General features: G+C 34.4%; 11 protein-coding genes. 6 read left to right on the forward strand and 5 right to left on the reverse strand.

Annotated features, from left to right (window positions below; translation table 11 throughout):
* Nucleotides 1–2 precede the first annotated feature (2 nt).
* The 4 genes from A8975_RS02900 to A8975_RS02915 are packed head-to-tail and all read right to left on the reverse strand — an operon-like array spanning nucleotide 3 to nucleotide 5,326.
* On the reverse strand, nucleotides 3–1,163 hold the full coding sequence (locus A8975_RS02900) for an AGE family epimerase/isomerase (protein WP_243832938.1): 1,161 nt from the start codon (nucleotides 1,161–1,163) through the stop codon (nucleotides 3–5).
* Between the two features lie 24 nt (nucleotides 1,164–1,187).
* Nucleotides 1,188–2,372, reverse strand: coding sequence for a glycosidase (locus A8975_RS02905; protein WP_134198865.1), 1,185 nt, complete (start codon nucleotides 2,370–2,372; stop codon nucleotides 1,188–1,190).
* 5 nt (nucleotides 2,373–2,377) lie between these two features.
* Nucleotides 2,378–4,216: a sodium:solute symporter family protein gene (locus tag A8975_RS02910; protein WP_134198614.1), complete on the reverse strand. Its 1,839-nt coding sequence runs from the start codon at nucleotides 4,214–4,216 to the stop codon at nucleotides 2,378–2,380.
* A 3-nt stretch (nucleotides 4,217–4,219) separates the two neighbouring features.
* Nucleotides 4,220–5,326 (reverse strand): glycoside hydrolase family 26 protein, encoded by a 1,107-nt coding sequence (locus A8975_RS02915; RefSeq protein ID WP_166667436.1) that lies wholly within the window; start codon nucleotides 5,324–5,326, stop codon nucleotides 4,220–4,222.
* 203 nt (nucleotides 5,327–5,529) lie between these two features.
* On the opposite strand from A8975_RS02915, the gene A8975_RS02920 reads away from it, so the two are divergent.
* The 6 genes from A8975_RS02920 to A8975_RS02945 all read left to right on the forward strand — a co-directional run bounded on the left by A8975_RS02920 (nucleotide 5,530) and on the right by A8975_RS02945 (nucleotide 16,341).
* Nucleotides 5,530–6,408 carry an AraC family transcriptional regulator gene (locus A8975_RS02920; protein WP_129759309.1) on the forward strand — a complete coding sequence of 293 codons (879 nt, stop codon included), beginning with the start codon at nucleotides 5,530–5,532 and terminating at the stop codon, nucleotides 6,406–6,408.
* A 286-nt stretch (nucleotides 6,409–6,694) separates the two neighbouring features.
* Nucleotides 6,695–9,850 (forward strand): SusC/RagA family TonB-linked outer membrane protein, encoded by a 3,156-nt coding sequence (locus A8975_RS02925; protein WP_134198616.1) that lies wholly within the window; start codon nucleotides 6,695–6,697, stop codon nucleotides 9,848–9,850.
* An 11-nt stretch (nucleotides 9,851–9,861) separates the two neighbouring features.
* Nucleotides 9,862–11,442, forward strand: coding sequence for a RagB/SusD family nutrient uptake outer membrane protein (locus A8975_RS02930; RefSeq protein WP_134198617.1), 1,581 nt, complete (start codon nucleotides 9,862–9,864; stop codon nucleotides 11,440–11,442).
* Nucleotides 11,443–11,450: 8 nt separating this feature from the next.
* A complete protein-coding gene (locus A8975_RS02935) occupies nucleotides 11,451–12,536 on the forward strand; it encodes a hypothetical protein (RefSeq protein ID WP_129759306.1) in 1,086 nt (361 codons plus the stop codon).
* 28 nt (nucleotides 12,537–12,564) lie between these two features.
* On the forward strand, nucleotides 12,565–15,033 hold the full coding sequence (locus tag A8975_RS02940; RefSeq protein WP_134198618.1) for a glycan-binding surface protein: 2,469 nt from the start codon (nucleotides 12,565–12,567) through the stop codon (nucleotides 15,031–15,033).
* 96 nt (nucleotides 15,034–15,129) lie between these two features.
* On the forward strand, nucleotides 15,130–16,341 hold the full coding sequence (locus A8975_RS02945; protein ID WP_134198619.1) for a glycoside hydrolase family 27 protein: 1,212 nt from the start codon (nucleotides 15,130–15,132) through the stop codon (nucleotides 16,339–16,341).
* Here A8975_RS02945 and A8975_RS02950 read toward each other — a convergent pair.
* Nucleotides 16,338–17,333, reverse strand: coding sequence for a glycoside hydrolase family 5 protein (locus tag A8975_RS02950; RefSeq protein ID WP_134198620.1), 996 nt, complete (start codon nucleotides 17,331–17,333; stop codon nucleotides 16,338–16,340). The genes A8975_RS02945 and A8975_RS02950 overlap by 4 nt on opposite strands.
* Between the last annotated feature and the right edge of the window lie 46 nt (nucleotides 17,334–17,379).

Genomic DNA, 17,379 nt, shown 5'->3' on the forward strand with positions numbered 1-17,379 from the left:
TTTTAAATATTCATCATTATACATGCTCTTGAAGTATGATAAGGAGCTTTCCACATGCTCACTTTATCTTCTTCATGATAGACATTTCCATTTTTATCAACTCTAAAAAACCATTCTCCATTAACAGTGTCTATAAGATGAGTTTTAGTGAATTCCCAAATTTTTAATGCAGTGTCTATGTAAGTTGAATCATTTTTTATTTGGTAAGCATATTTTAAGCCAACTAAGGCTTCAACTTGTGGCCACCAATGTCTATCAGTGTCTATGTGGTTGGAGGTTAGGTTTTTTTCATTTATAACTGCACCATCAGTATCAATCGCTTCGTTAATAAATGTGTTTGCAACTCTAGTTGCTATTGTGTAAGCTTGTTGTGATAAGTCGTTGTTCTTTAGTGTTTTTGCAGCTTCAATAACAAGCCATATCGTTTCTATGTCATGACCATAAGATACGGAATTGCTGAGTAATTTCCAGTCTTCGTCAAAGAACAAATGGTAGTGATTATTACTATTTAAAAATTTGGTTAAGAATAATTCAACCAACATTGTTAGAGATTTTTTAAGCGACTCATTAGGATAGATTTCTAGGAGTGTTGTGTAGGCTTCTAAAACATGAAGATGGGTATTCATAGTTTTTGCAGCGTTCATATCCTTTTCACTTAAACGCATATCATCAATAGGTGACCAATCTTGATTAAGCGCTTCGATATAACCTAGTTTTTTAGAGTCTTTAGCGTGTTTTTCTAATAATTCAAAAAGTTGAATGGCTAGAGTTTTTGCTTCTTCATCTTTTGAAAACTTGTAATATTCTGACAATGCATAAATGCCAAATGCCTGTGCGTATACTTGTTTACGCTTATTAATTGGTTGTCCTTTGTAGTCGAGTTCCCAGTAAAAGCCTCCATATTCATTGTCTTTAAAATAATCTTTTAAATACTGAAAAGAACGTTCGCAAATAGACTGATAAGATTTTGAGTTTAAATAATTTGATGCAGCAGAAAACGACCAAAGAATTCGAGTGTTAAGGATAATGCCTTTATTGGCTTTATCTACAATTTTATTGTCGTTGGTTATTTTACCAACAAAACCACCATAGTTTTGGTCTATGGTGTTGTTGGTCCAATAGGTTAATATGTTGAGCAATTCTGAATGGAGTTCAGATTGCATCGTTTTATAGGCATTATTCATCTATTATAGCCTTTTGTTTTTTTCTATTAAATCTATAATGGTTTGTACTGAACCTGCTGATGTATAGGTGTCTTTAGGTGTGTTAATGCAATAGTCAATTAACTTCTCAATAGTTGTTGTTGCTACATGCATACGTGTGTCAGATGATGCGTAATAAATGTAAACTGTGCCATCACTGTCTTCAATCCAACCATTTACAAATAAAACATTAGAAACATCACCAACACGTTCTTCATCTTGAGGACCCATAAAATGACCAGCTGGTTGATGAATCACTTTTGAAATATCATTTAAATCGGTCATAAACATATACAGTGTGTATCTCAATCCTGCAGCAGTGTTTCTTACACCATGAGCAATATGTAACCAACCTTTCTCGGTTTTTATAGGGGCTGGACCTTGCCCATTTTTAAGTTCAAAAATGGTGTGGTAAACTTTATTGTTTATAATTTTTTCGTTTTCAACAACAGGATTTAGCATATCTACAACATAACCTAATCCTATTCCTCCACCATTACCAATATCTATAAACCCATCTTGAGGTCTGGTATAAAGCGCATATTTTCCATCTACAAATTCAGGGTGTAAAACAACATTACGTTGTTGGCCAGTGTTAGAAATTAAATCAGGTAAGCGCTCCCAATTGATAAGGTCTTTGGTTCTAACAATGCCAGCATTAGCAATGGCAGAGCTAGTGTCTCCAGCTTTTGCGTTTGGGTCTTTACGCTCAGTGCAAAAAATACCATAAATCCAACCGTCTTCATGTTTAGTTAATCGCATGTCATAAACATTTGTGTCTGGATTTCCTTCTATTTGAGGGATAACACAAGGTTTGTCCCAAAATTCAAACTGATCTATTCCGTTAGGACTTTCAGCCATTGCAAAAAATGATTTTCGGTCATTACCTTCAACGCGAACACAAAGCACATATTTATCATTCCATTTTATAGCTCCTGCATTAAAAGTGGCATTAAAACCTATGCGTTCTAAAACATTAGGATTGGTTTCTTCGTTTAAATCGTATCTCCAATGTACAGGAATATGGTCGGCTGTTATTATTGGGTTTTTATAACGATTATAAACTCCGTTTTTGCTATGTAAAGGTTCATTTTTTTTGTTTATCACTGCTTCGTAATCCTGAAAAACCTTTTCAAGTTTATAGCTTCTTACATATAGATCTTTTCGCATCATAACTAATCTAATTTTTCATCTAATTTATTCCACCAGAATTTTTTCAATAAGAATACACAAATCACAAGTATGGCTACTGAAATGTATATTGGTGTTTGTTGTCTAAATATTATATACATTGGAAGTATTACAAGAGTAGTTTGAGCAATAATTCCAATAACTATGTTGAACATATCTCGTCCAAAATCTTTATTTCTTTTAAGGCTTGGGTCTTCGGCTAAGAGTTTGTCGTGTACTGGTTTCCAAAAACCCCAAGGACGTACGTTTTTGTAAAATGATTTTAACACTGCATCTTCAGTTGGAGGAGCAGAGTAGGTACCAATTATGCTTCCTAGTATTGAAACAACTAGAAGTATTGGGAATAGATATAAGCTAAGAATATTAGGGAATAACTCAGGAACTATTGCTGCTGATAATAAACCTGCAACCATTCCCCAGAAAAACCCTTCTCCATTAAATCGCCACCAATGCCATTTTAAAATATTAGCACCAACGTAACTACCATAAAGTACTGAGACGATCCATTGTAATACAGAGTTTACATCTTTTGCGAAAAACCCTAAAACGATGCTAATAATAACCACTATGATACCTGTGAGGTAATTCATGTTTCTGGTTTGATTTGCATTGGCGTTAGGTTTTACATATTTAAGGTAAATGTCATTTACAAGATATGCTTGAGCCGCATTTAATGTGCCTGCAAATGTAGACATGAATGCTGCTATTAAACCTGCTAGTAAAAGTCCTAAAAGTCCAATAGGGACAAACTCTTTTATGGCAGTAGGAAGTATAAGCTCAAAATCTATAGTTCCTGTGGCATCCATTAGGTTTAATTTTTCATAGTAAATGAGAGCTAACGCAGCAAAACCAGCTATCATTAAATAACGAATTGGCATTAAAATAACTGAAACAAAACCACTCATTTTTGAGGCTTCAGCTGAGTTTTTTGTAGATAGTATTTTTTGCATGTCGTATGTTGGTGCAGGACCAGCAACACTTACTAAAACCCCTTTAAAAACCATCATCATAAAGAAAACAGTGAACAAGCTAAAACCATCTTCTTTTATTTTTTGATTGACTTCTGGGATGATTTCGCTCCAATCCATATTGAGTTCCCAACCAAAGAATGGGGTTTTCCAACCTTCAGGAACATTAAGTACATGTTCGCCTACAGCTTGAAAACCAAGGTAGCCTATCACTAAAGCTGCAATAGTCATGATTGCAAACTGAACAACATCTGCCCAAACAATACCAGACATTCCACCAAGAAGTGAGTAGAAAACTGCAAACAGTGTAAAAATAACACCATAAAAATGTGGTACATATTCTAAAGGAATAGTGAAAGGCACATAGTTGCTTACTAATTCCCAAGGAATAAAAATTTCAATAAATTTTCCAAGCCCAATAAACCCATAAGCTAGGTAGCCTAAACACATAATGAGTGCAAATACAACAACAATGATGTGGGAAAGTTTAGCGCCTTTTTCAAAACCAAAACGTGTACCTATCCATTCAGCACCAGTTGTTGCGTTAGAGCGCCTTAACCACTTGGATAGATAAACCATAAGGAATATTTGGTTAAATACTGGCCATAGCCAAGGTATCCATGCGCTTTTAATGCCATAAACAAACATGAGTGTTACCAACCAGATGGTTCCTGAAATATCAAACATACCTGATGCGTTGGAAAGTCCAAGCATATACCATGGTATGGATTTTCCACCAAGTAAATAATCGTCTTTGCTGCGTTGAGCTCTTTTTCTTAGAACCAAACCAATTGCAACTATAATTACTAGGTATAGTAAGATTATGGCAATATCAATAGGGTGTATTAAATTCATTTTTTAGTTAGTTAGGTCTTCTAAAAATAAGGTTTTTGGTAATGCTTCAAAAGCTTTAAAGTCATCAACAATTGGATGTCCTTTGTATGGCATATAATGATGATCTGGTCTTGCGTTTCTCCAAAATAAAACCCAAGAAATACCAGTGTTTTCTAGGTTAGGATAAAGCACTTCGGTAAACCAGTTTGGTGTTGAAAGTGTTTCTAAACCTGTTTCGGTAAATGCATATGGTTTTTGTTTTTGCTCAGCAATTTCTTTTACAATTGCTAAATCGTGTTGTAGAGAATTTATAAAACCTTCAGAGTCTTTAAAATCATAAATATCAATCCCAAAAATATCTACATACTCATCACCAGGATAATATTTCATGTAGTCGTCTGTAGGGTTTAATTTATTAGGAGAGTAAGCATATAATAAATTGTTGAGTTGATGCGTGTCTCTTAACAAGTTAACTGTTTCTATCCATAGAGTTTTATAATCTTCAACAGAACAGTTGCCTTCTCCCCACCAAAACCAGCTTCCGTTCATTTCGTGAAATGGCCTAAATACAACAGGAATGGGTTGATTATTAATTTCTACAGATTTTAAAAAGTCCGCTACTCGTTTTACCCATAGTTGGTATTTGTCATGATGTTTTCCGCCTTTAATAATGTCTGAAACAGTTGAGGTTTTATCCCAAGAATCTCCATTAGATGTAGGGTTGTCAGCATGCCAACTTACAGTAATGATTCCGCCTTTTTTGTAAGCGTCAATCATTAATTGACGCATAGTTGTAAAAGAAACTGAGTCTAAGTTGTGAGTGTTGTTGAGCTCAATATGTCCAATGTCAAAACCATAAACTGCAGGAAGTTTACCTGAAACTTCTTTGACATCACTTTTTATAACTTCAGGAGAATCTTCGTGTTTCCAATTTAATCCATAAGAAGTGGCATCTTGATGACCAATTGCAAATCCTTTTTTTGAAATTGTATAAAGTTTAGAAATTAGATCTTCAGTATCAATTGAACGTTTTGTTTTGATGTCATCTTTTTCAACAGAAATGTCCTTTTTTAAATCTTCTTTTTTGTCATTTTTACAAGAAAGTGGCAAAAAAAGAAAAAATAGTATCATTACTTTAATGCAAATTGTTTTATTTAAATAAAATGGATGGTTTTTTATCATTTTTTATTTTATTAATAATTTTATGCAATATAAAATGAAGATTTTATAATTTAGCACGCTGACAATTATTTATTGTTCAAAATTAACTATACAAAATTCAATTTGATGATATTATTTTATCAAATTGTTAAAATATTATTACATCATTATATATGGATATTTTAAAAAAAGTGCATAGGGAGATCACTCCTTTGTCTCCAGAAGATAGTTTTTTGGTTTTTGATAGGGTAAAAGATGATTTTGATTTCCCTATTCATTTTCATCCAGAATATGAACTGAATTTTATTAGTAATGGTAAAGGAGTAAAAAGGGTTGTGGGTGATAGTATTGAAGAGATTGAAGAGGTTGAACTTGTTTTGGTTGGTCCTAATCTTCATCATGGATGGTTGACGCATAATTGTAAGAATGACGATATACATGAGATTACAATTCAGTTTCATCAGCATTTGTTTGCAGACGAGTTTTTGTCAAGAAAAATCATGAAGCCTATAAAAGAGATGTTTGATAGGTCGGTTCATGGTATTTTGTTTTCTAAAAAAGTGGCTTTAGATTTAAAGGAGCGTATTTCTAGGCTTTCTAGAATTGATGGGATTGACTATTTTCTTGAAATTATATCTATACTTCATGATTTAGCTAACTCAAGAAATCAAAGACTTTTATCGACCTATACAGTGAATAGGGAAAACTTTGAGAACAGTGATAAAATTAAAACGGTTTATGAGTATGTTCAGGAGAATTTCGATAAAAAAATAACCTTGTCTGAAGTCTCTGAGTTGGTAAATATGAGCAATGTGTCTTTTAATAGATTTATGAAAAAGCGTACCGGAAAAACATTTGTTGACTATGTAAATGACGTTAGAATAGGGTATGCTTCTATGTGGTTGTTAGAAAGAGATAATAGTATTTCTGAGATAGCCTTTAATTGTGGGTTTAATAATATTGCTAATTTTAATAGAGTCTTCAAAAAATTGAAAAACTGTACTCCAAGCCAGTATAAAACGGAGTTTTCGGGTATAAAACGTATACTCTAATAGTATTAGCTACAAAAGACTGTACTATTTTGTTATTCTGCACATATATATAGATGATATTGGTGTCTATATTTGTTTTTTTAGCTCTATTTAGTGTTGTTTGTTGATTGTTTGAAAGTTTTTGTAAAAAATTATATAAATAATTGACAAAATAATATTAACACTAACTTAACATTTCCTTTAATTTTGATATTGACAAAAAACACCCTTTATAATTACGCATATTATAATTATTGAGGTATAAATATTCAAAATGTACAATTTACTGTACTAACACTAAAAAAACATGCAAAAAATCAATTTAAAAAACATTTATAGTAGTAGGTACTACTATACTTTTTTACTGTTTTGTTTAGTTGGTCAACTAGCTTTTGCCCAAACACAGGTAAAAGGTGTGGTTACTGATGAAAATGGTATGGCACTTCCAGGTGTAAACATTCTTGAAAAAGGAACAAGCAATGGAGTGTACACAGATTTTGACGGAAACTATGTAATAACCGTTAAAGACAATGCCACTTTAGTTTTTAGCTATTTAGGTTTTGTAACTCAAGAAACAGCTGTTTCTGGTCGAGTGTCTATTAACGTAACACTTGTGGAGAGTCTGGAGAGCTTAGATGAGGTAGTGGTGATTGGTTACGGATCACAATTAAAAGAAGATTTAAGTGGTTCGGTATCAACTATTGACACTGAAGCGTTAAACAATTTGCCACAAGTAAGTGTGGATCAATTAATGCAAGGTAGAGCATCGGGAGTTAGTATTACTCAAAACTCTGGGCAACCAGGTAGTGCTGTTTCTGTGAGAATTCGTGGTGTAAATACTATTTCTGGTTCAGCTGAACCGCTTTATATTATTGATGGAGTTCCTATTTCGGGAGATTCTAATAATATTTCTACAAGTGGTAGATCTATAGCTGATAACGACTTAGGTCAAGGAGATGGAGCAACAGGTGTTAGCCCATTGGCTGCGTTAAACCCAAGTGATATTGAATCTATTAATATTCTTAAAGATGCATCAGCAACTGCAATTTATGGATCTAGAGGAGCTAATGGAGTTGTAATTATCACAACTAAAAGTGGTAAGAATAAAAAAGGGACACTTAGATATAACACTTACCTAGCAATTCAAAGACCAACTAATTTCTATGAGGTAATGGATTTGAGTCAATATGCGAGACTTCAAAATGAAATGGCTGAAATTTATGGGTTGAATCCGCAAATTGAATTTTTAAATCCTAGTCTCTTAGGACCAGGTACTAACTGGCAACAAGAGATTTTTGATGATGCAGTAATGCAAAGTCATGAAGTTTCATTTTCAGGTGGAAGTGAAGATGTAAATTACTTTTTGTCTGCAGGATATTTAGACCAAGATGGAACTGTAATTGGTTCTGGTTTTGATCGTATTAATGTACGAGCTAATGTTGGTGCAAATATTACCGATAAAATTAAAGTAGGTGCTAATTTAACTGCAAGTAGAACAAATGATAAATTAACATTGAATAATGCTACAAACGGTATCATTTATTTATCTTTATTAAATAACCCAGCCACAGCAGTTTATAATCCTGATGGGTCTTTTGCTGGACCAGATTTGGATGATGATTTTAAATTTGAAAACCCAATAGCAAGAGCACTTAGCTTAAGCAATAGATTAGAACGTAATAGGTTTTTTGGAAATATTTTTGCTGAACTTAAACTAGGTAAAAACCTTACTTACAGAACTGAGTTTGGTGGAGACTTTGGAAATAATGTAAGTGATAGATTTCAACCTACATTCTCTTATGGAGAAATTACTGGAGGCGAAAGTGCATTGAGTGTAAGAAGAGAGAATAACGATTTCTGGATTCTGAAAAACATATTAACCTTCCAAAAGAAATTTAATAATAAACACGATGTAACTGTTATGTTAGGTCAAGAAGCTCAAGAGTCTAAATGGCAAGGAGTAATTGCTTCAGATGGTGAGTTTGTTAGTAACGATGTGCCAATTTTAGGGACAGGAAACGCAATTGACAATACAGATCAGTACAAAGGTAGTACAGCATTATCTTCATACTTTGGTAGAGCTATTTACTCGTTCGACAACAAGTATAACATCACAGCTTCAATTAGAGCTGATGGTTCTTCAAAATTTGCAGAAGGTAATAAATGGGGATACTTCCCTTCGGTTTCAGCTTCTTGGAGACTGTCTAACGAAAGTTTCATGGATGATTTTGACGCGATTCAAAACATAAAAATTTACGGTGGTTATGGTGAAGTAGGTAACCAAGCTATACCAAACTTTGCTTATGGAGCAAGATTAAATACTGTGTCAACTGGTTTAGGAACTGGTTTTGAGTTTGCAAACTTTGCAAATGAAGACTTAAAATGGGAATCGTCAACACAAACCAATTTAGGACTTGACTTCTCGGTGTTCGATTCTAGGCTTAACGCTACTGTAGAAGTGTACAATAAAGTATCTAAAGACTTCTTGTATCAATTAGCAGTTACTGATTTTATTACAGGAGGGAATTCTCCAGGAGCAATTGCAGCACCTTGGGTAAACCTTGGTGAAATGGTAAACAAAGGAATTGATGTTACACTTAATTATAAAACAAAAGGTTCACAAGATTTCTCATGGAATTCGTCGTTAACATTCTCACATTATAAAAATGAAGTGAAAGAATTGTTAGGAGATTTAACCATTTTTGGTGAAATGACAATGAATACTTCTAACCAAAACGTAACCATTACTCAAGTAGGTCAGCCTATAGGTTTATTCTACGGTTACAAGGTAGAAGGTATTTTTAGAACACTAGACGATATTAATGGTGCTCCAGTTCAGTTTGGAAGACCTTTTGAAGATGCATTGTTCTCCACTACTTGGTTAGGTGATATTAAGTTTAAAGATATCAATGGTGATGGAGTAGTAAACACAGATGATAGAACAGTTATTGGAAACCCTCATCCAGATTTTACATTTGGTTTCCAAAACTCTTTCAACTATAAGAATTTTGATTTATCGATTTTTATGCAAGGATCTTATGGAAACGATGTGTTTAATGCAGTAAACAGAAGTCTTACTGCAGGAAATCAAACTTACACCAATCAATTACCATCAGTGTTAGATTACTGGTCGGTTGATAATCCAAATGCTAGCAACCCAAGATTAGCAAGAAACGATACGCCAAATATTAATATTTCAGACAGATATATTGAAGATGGTTCTTATTTAAGAATTCAAAATGTAACATTAGGATATACATTACCATCTGATGCAACCAGCACTTTCGGTATCAATAGACTTAGAGTGTATGGTATGATTCAAAATCTTTACACATTTACTAAATATTCAGGATACGATCCAGAGATTGGAGTGTATAATCAAAATGCACTATTAATGGGAGTTGATAATGGTCGTTACCCTACGCCAAGGATTTTCACTCTTGGATTAAATGTAGAATTTTAAAAACATTAGCTATGAATAATATGAACAATTTATTTAAAACTAAACTCATTGTGATATTGGCAGTTGTGTTATGCATGCCATCTTGTAGTGACGACTTTTTAGACAGACCACCAGAAGATTCGTATAACGTTGCCGAGTTTTACGAAACTACTGAGCAGGTAAATGCTGCAACAAATGCACTTTATGTTAGACCTTGGTACAATTTTGTGACTAACGTGTCATGGTGTATTGGTGAATTAAGCTCAGGTAACGGAAGAACTTGGGATCCAAGAAATGCCGATTTTGTGAATTTTGCCATTACTGGTGAACATGGAACATTAACTCAAGCTTGGGAATCTCTGTACGCAGTTGTTGCGCAAGCCAATGCAGTTATTAATACGCTACCAGATGCAGCAGGACCAAGTGTGCCTCAAGATGTTGTTGATAATGCTGTTGGTGAAGCAAGGTTTATTAGAGCATCAGCGTACTTCTATTTAGTTAGAATTTTTGGACCAATTCCAATTATTGCTGATAATAACGAATACGTATTAGAACCTGTTGTACCTCGTAACCCAGAGTCTGATGTGTATGAATTTATAAAAAGAGATTTACAATTTGCCGTAGATAATTGCTACGAAAAAATTAGAGGAGCTAATTATGATGCCAATGCTAAGGTGTCTAGTGGTTCAGCTAAAGCGATGTTAGCAAAAGTATATTTATATGAGCAAAATTATCCTATGGCTTATCAGCTAGCTAGTGAGGTTATCAACTCTGGAGAGTTTAAGCTTTATGGAGGCGATGCTGAAGATGGAGACCCATCAGGTAGTTATTACGATTTGTTTTTAACAGCAAACGATAACAACCCTGAATCTATTTTCGCTTTACAATGGACTAATACAGGTATTTATGCAGAAGGTAATGGAGTGCAGTCACTTTTTGCTCCTGCAGGAGTTACAGGTTTTTCTGATGGTTGGTCAGCAATTGGGCCTTCAATAGATTTACAAGAAGCTTATGAAGATACTGAGCAAGATTTAAGATACTACGCAACAATTATGGCTCCTGGTGCTTTTTATCCAGACCTTAATGGAGGTTACACAGTATCTGAGACTATCGACCATCAAGGATGTAATGTAGGAGTAAAAAAATATGTAATCGGTTCTGCAGCTAGTAATGGTGGTGGAGCTTCTCAAAGTTATCCAAATAACACTTATGTATTAAGATATGGAGAGTTACTATTAATTCATGCTGAAGCTGCTCTTAATGGTGGAGGTTCAGTAGCTGAAGGTATTAACTCTTTCAATAAAATTAGAAGAAGAGCAGGCTTAGATGAAATTGCTAACCCAACCCTTGAAGATGTATTTAAAGAAAGACGTATAGAATTGGCTTTTGAAATGGAGTTTTGGTATGATGTTGTAAGACAAGGACCAGACTTCGCATTAAATTTCTTAAGCAATACTGAAAGAGGAACTTTTAATGACGATACATCTCCTCCAACAATCAATTCTGAAACCTTTCCAGCATCAATGGACGATTTATTGTTCCCTTATCCTAGTAATGAGATTCAAAACAATCCAGCGCTATTGGAAGCACCAGTTCCTTATGAATTTGAATAAAAAAGATTATGAAAAAAATAAATTTTAAAATACAGCAAACAGGATGGTTCATTTTACTGATTTTCTCATTAGTTCAATTGACATCTTGTGAAAACGATTTTAGAGATCCTTCTTCTCCAGATGCGTCGAAGCCTCCTGTAATACACAGTGTAAGCGAAGCTACTGAAGATGTTGCGGTTACTCAAGGTGTGCTTCAAGGCACTTATATTATAAGAGGAGAATATTTAGGAACACTTTCAAAAGTATATTTTAATGGGTACCAAGCAGGTTTTAATCCTGCATTCGTTACTGATAATATTGCTTTTGTGACGGTTCCAGTCAATGCACCTTATGTTGGTCAAGCAAATATTTTAAGACTAGAAACCTTGGGAGGAGCAGTAGAGTACGATTTCTCTCTTTTAACAATAGAAGAATTTACAGAAGAAACTGTTGATGGTGTAAAATTAGTACATCTTTTTGGTGGAGATTTTACTGATACGTCTACAGTAACTTTTGTAAGTGGATCAGAAGAAAACGGAAACTTAGTAGAGTTACCTGCTGAAATAGTTTTTGTTTCTGAAACTATGGTAACAGTTGAAGTTCCTGATGGAGTAGAGCAAGCCTTTATTTACTTAGCAACAAGTAGAGGAGCTATAGCGCAATCAGACTCTTATGGATTTTCGTATTCAATTTATATAGATGAATTACATCCAGAATGGACTACAAGTGAATGGGGAGGAACACATGATTTAGCCTCTACCGAAGTTGCTCTTGGTCAATATTCAATTAAGAGTATTAGAGAAGGTTGGTCTGGTTTAACGTTTTTAGCACCTAATATTCCTTTTGATGAATATGATGCTATAACAGTTTCAGTTTATGGAACAGGAGCTGCTGGAGATTCAGTAACCCTTGCAATTAATGATTTTGATGGAGCTGCATCTCATCAACCAATAGAACTAATTCCAGGAGAGTGGAACAAAGTTGTAATTCCATTATCAGATTTTTATCCAAATGGAGGTGAGCCAAGTACAATTTTTAGATTGGATTTTCAAGAATCATCAAATACAGGATTGTCTCAATACATATTTTATGTAGATGATTTTGGATTCCTATAATAACTAAACAAAATTAAAATTTACCGTAATGAGAGTTTTTAAAATATATTACTTGGTTATGATTGCTGTTTTGGCGAGTATAACATCATGTAAAGAAGATGATGATTTATACCCACAATTAGGCGACGATCCTAGAAACCTTACCGAAATAATTTCTGAAACATCTGATCTTTCAACTTTGTCAGGTCTTTTAGTTCAAGCAGGATTAGACGAAACCTTAAGAACCACCACAACATATACAGTATTTGCGCCTAATAATGCGGCAATGTCTGATGCTGAAGCAGGTTCTTTAACTGATGAAGAATTGCAAAACGCATTGTTAAACCATGTTCTTAGTACTGTGACTGCCGATTTTGCATCGACTTTTACAACAGGATATTTAACAACTTTAGCAACAGGACCAGATGGTAATAACTTAAGCTTGTATGTAAATACAAATGCTGATTTGACACTTAATGGAGTTGCTTCTTTAGTAGATAACGCTTACGATTGGGGAGCAACAAATGGAGTATTGCATACTGTTGATAATGCTTTATTACCACCAACAGTTACGGATCATGCAATGGCAAACCCTGATTATTCAATGTTTGCAGCAGCTCTTGAAGCTTCTGGTTTAGATGCAACTTTAGCAGGAGCAGACGTATATACAGTTTTTGCACCAAATAATAGTGCTTTTGAAATGTTCATGACAGAAGTAAATGGTGCTTTTGGTTGGGCTACTTTAGATGATATTCCTACTGATGTGCTTCAGCAAGTATTAACTTACCACGTAGTTGCTGGAGAAAATGTTGTTGCCGAAGAAGTAGATGGTACTGTTCAAACATCTGTTCAAGGAGAATCGTTTTCAATTACTGGTACTGTTATAGATGACGCTAGTTATACCAATGCAAATATTGTACTTACTGATGTGCAAGCCGTAAATGGTATTATCCATGGTGTTGATAAAGTATTATTGCCAGAAGGTGTTTTTCAAGATGTTTTAAGTGCAACACTTAACATAGTAGAAAGATGTAACGACAGAGGGTTTACTAAGTTTTTACAAGCTGTTGATATGGTTGGTTTAACAAGTAGTTTGTCTAGTGATGAATTAACAGCGCTTGCACCAAACAACGATGCTTTTGTTGCGTTATTTGCTACTGTAAATAATTTTGAAAGTTTAGACGAGTTTGATACTCCAGAAGAATTAGCTGTATTAACCGATTTGGTAAACTATCACCTTCATTCAGGAACATTACTATCTAGTAATTTAACTGATGGCGGAACAATCTCAACCTTATATGGTGACGATATTACTGTTGATTTAAGTGGTGACAACCCTAAGTTATTACCAACATTTTCTGAAGCAATCCCTTCTCAAATTATTACATCAAATATTGGAGCTACAAATGGAGTCATCCACGAAATAAATAGAGTTTTAGTGCCAGATGCATTAGTAGGTGCACTTGGTATAGAAACAGGAGAAAGTGGATTGTGTCCTGTGAGTGACCCTTCATTGGTATTCTTTGATTGGGATGCAAATGGTCCTTGGTGGGGAAATGTAAATGCTGAAAATGATGCATCTTTGTCTATAGATGGTTCTAGTTATGGTAGAGCAAACTTCCAAACAGGTGGAACTGGATGGCAAGATTTATTCTGGAGGAATGATGCAAGCACGTTTAATGGAGCTGCTACAGTTGGTTCTAACTTAAGCGAGTATTCTTTAAAATTCGATATTAATGTTATTGAACCACTTACTGCTGGTCAATTTAGAATAAGATTCCACAGTGATGCAGTTGACGCATTTTACGATTGGGCACCTTGGAACGATACAGGAGAACCTTTTACAACTGATGGATGGGAAACTGTTGAAATTCCACTATCTGTATTAGGAGTACCTGATTTCAGCTTAGTAAACCAAGAGTTTGGTATGGCATTCGAAGGCGCTGATGTATTGTTGAACTTTGCTATTGATAATGTTCGATTTGATTCTCCAGGATGTGGAGGTCCAGATCCTGTTGATGATCCATCTTTAGTATTCTTTGATTGGGACGCTAATGGTCCTTGGTGGGGAAATGTAAATGCTGAAAACGATGCAGCTATAAGCTTAGACGGAACTAATTATGGTAGAGCAAACTTTCAAACAGGAGGAACTGGATGGCAAGATTTATTCTGGAGAAATGATCCAAGTACCTTTAATGGAGCTAGTACTGTTGGTTCTAACCTTGGAGCTTATGTGCTTAAGTTTGACATTTATACAATTGAACCTTTATCTGCAGGTCAATTTAGAATTAGATTTAATGATTCTGATGGAGTAGACGCTTTTTACGATTGGGCACCTTGGAATGATACAGGTGAACCATTAGATACTGAAGGAGGCTGGACAACAATATCCATTCCTTGCTCTGTGCTTGGAGTTCCTGATTTTAGCTTAGTTGATGCTGAATTTGGAATGGCTTTCGAAGGCGCAGATGTGTTACTGAACTTTGCTATAGATAACGTACGATTTGAAGAATTATAGATTTCATATTTGATTATTAGTAATAAACTTAATTATGCCAATTAGTCTAAATTCCCTGTAAAGTTTTTACAGGGAATTTTTTAAAAAACAAAACCAATGATAAAGAACACTTTACTTGCACTTTTATTTTTAATCTCAATAACAAGCAATGCGCAAAAATTTGAAGGATTAGCAGAAACACCTCCTCTAGGTTGGAATAGCTGGAATACTTTTGGGACAGATATCAATGAGAAACTGGTTATGGAAATTGCTGATAAGTTTGAAGAATTAGGTTTTAAAGATGCAGGATACGAATACATTGTTTTAGATGATGGTTGGATGGCTAAAGAGCGTGATGCTAATGGTAATCTTGTTGCTGACCCAGTAAAATTCCCAAGTGGAATGAAAGCTCTTGCAGATTATATACATTCAAAAGGATTAAAGTTTGGACTTTATAATTGTGCAGGTTATACTACATGTGCTGGTTATCCAGGGAGTAGAGGATATGAATATCAAGATGCGAGAAGTTATGCGTCTTGGGATGTGGATTATTTAAAATATGATTGGTGCAACACGCCTAAATTAAATGCTGAAGGTGCTTATATGACAATGCGAGATGCACTTAAAACAGCTGGTAGACCAATAGTGTTCAGTATATGCGAATGGGGAGACAATAAGCCATGGGAATGGGCAGAAGATGTTGGGCATTTATGGAGAGTAACAGGTGATATTATTAATTGTTGGGATTGCGAAGTTGGCCATGGTTCATGGTCGTCTTCTGGAGTTTGGAAAATTATCAATATGAGAAAGAATATTAGAAAAGCAGCTGGTCCTGGTCACTGGAATGATTTAGATATGATGGAAGTTGGTAATGGAATGACTGATGCAGAGGATAGAACCCATTTTGCTATGTGGAGCATGTTAGCTTCTCCGCTTATTATGGGTAATGATTTAAGAACAGCTTCTAAAGAAACTATAAAAACACTAACGAATAAAGAAGTTATAGCTGTTAATCAAGATGAGTTGGGTATTCAAGGATTTAGGTTTTCAAACGAAAATAATATTGAAATTTGGATAAAACCACTAGATAACGATGCTTGGGCTTTAACCTTTGTAAACATGAGTGATCAACCAATTCAATTAGATTATGATTGGGAAAAACATAATATTGGTGATGATTTAAATGGCAAATACGTTGATATGAAAAAGACCAAGTTTACAATAAGAGACTTATTCAATCATAAAGATTTAGGAGATACTTCTAAACATTTAAAATCTGTTATAGAATCTCACGATGTACTAATGGTTAAACTTGATAAAAAGAACTAGTACTTATAGCTTTTTAGTTTCTTTTTAAAGTATTTACCATGTCTTGATGGTGTGTAATCATCATCAATAAAAAGACGAGGAGCCCATTCTTTATCAAACACCCAAATCATATAAGAAATACCTTTTTGGTCGCAATAATTTGTGATGGCATCTCCATAAGATTCATCGCTAATTACTGGTGAGTGTGCTCCTGGGTCTTCAGGACCACAAAATCCGATTTCGGTTAAAATTAAAGGATGAGTTTCTTTAATAAAACCCCAATCATTGTCCCATTTGGCTTCCCAAGGTTTTTCTCTCTTTTGAGGATATGGATGACTCACAAAAGCAATACCTTCAATAGTAAGTGGATTTGTTTTTAATGGTGTTAAATCATAAGCCCAATTAAATCCAGCTACTAATGGAACTCCTTTTCCGCCATTAGCTCTAATAATAGTCATTATTTCTTTATTGATATCAACCCATTGCTCCCAATTAATTGTCCCAAGTGTATGGTTGTAAGTTGTAGGCTCATTAAAAATTTCATAAAAGGCAACAGTAGTGTTGTTACCATACCTAACAGCAATTTTTCTCCAGAAATCAAAAGTTTCTTTTTGAGTAGTATCATAAATATCAGATTGATACATCTCTGTTCTTAAATTACCTATACTGTGCCAATCTATAATGACATGCATTTCTAGTTCTTCAGCCCATTTAATTCCTTTGTCTAAAAGCTCAAAATAAGCATCGTGTCCTCTTTCTCTCCAATTTGGAGGATGTATAGGAAACCTCACTAAGTTAGCTCCCCAATTTTTCATCTCTTTAAAATAATCTAAGGTCCAATAGCCTTGGTTATCTAGTTTATGAGGATCACTTGTGTTGAGCCCTCTAAAAACAACAGTATTTCCTTTGTCGTCCACAAAATTGTTGCCTTTAACGTGTATTCTACTTAAAGTGTTTTGAGCAAATAGAGTAGAAGTGATTAAAAATGCAATTATAAAGATGTTTCTAGTCATTTTATTTTTTTTGTTTAAAGTACTCAATTTACAAGGCTTTTAGTAG

The organism is Meridianimaribacter flavus (assembly GCF_004366715.1).
GTDB lineage: Bacteria > Bacteroidota > Bacteroidia > Flavobacteriales > Flavobacteriaceae > Gaetbulibacter_B > Gaetbulibacter_B jejuensis.

Coding starts and splice junctions, on each gene's coding strand:
- A8975_RS02900 (WP_243832938.1), bottom strand. CDS start 1,163: ATGCAATCTGAACTCCATTCAGAATTGCTCAACATATTAACCTATTGG.
- A8975_RS02905 (WP_134198865.1), bottom strand. CDS start 2,372: ATGCGAAAAGATCTATATGTAAGAAGCTATAAACTTGAAAAGGTTTTT.
- A8975_RS02910 (WP_134198614.1), bottom strand. CDS start 4,216: ATGAATTTAATACACCCTATTGATATTGCCATAATCTTACTATACCTA.
- A8975_RS02915 (WP_166667436.1), bottom strand. CDS start 5,326: ATGATACTATTTTTTCTTTTTTTGCCACTTTCTTGTAAAAATGACAAA.
- A8975_RS02920 (WP_129759309.1), top strand. CDS start 5,530: ATGGATATTTTAAAAAAAGTGCATAGGGAGATCACTCCTTTGTCTCCA.
- A8975_RS02925 (WP_134198616.1), top strand. CDS start 6,695: ATGCAAAAAATCAATTTAAAAAACATTTATAGTAGTAGGTACTACTAT.
- A8975_RS02930 (WP_134198617.1), top strand. CDS start 9,862: ATGAATAATATGAACAATTTATTTAAAACTAAACTCATTGTGATATTG.
- A8975_RS02935 (WP_129759306.1), top strand. CDS start 11,451: ATGAAAAAAATAAATTTTAAAATACAGCAAACAGGATGGTTCATTTTA.
- A8975_RS02940 (WP_134198618.1), top strand. CDS start 12,565: ATGAGAGTTTTTAAAATATATTACTTGGTTATGATTGCTGTTTTGGCG.
- A8975_RS02945 (WP_134198619.1), top strand. CDS start 15,130: ATGATAAAGAACACTTTACTTGCACTTTTATTTTTAATCTCAATAACA.
- A8975_RS02950 (WP_134198620.1), bottom strand. CDS start 17,333: ATGACTAGAAACATCTTTATAATTGCATTTTTAATCACTTCTACTCTA.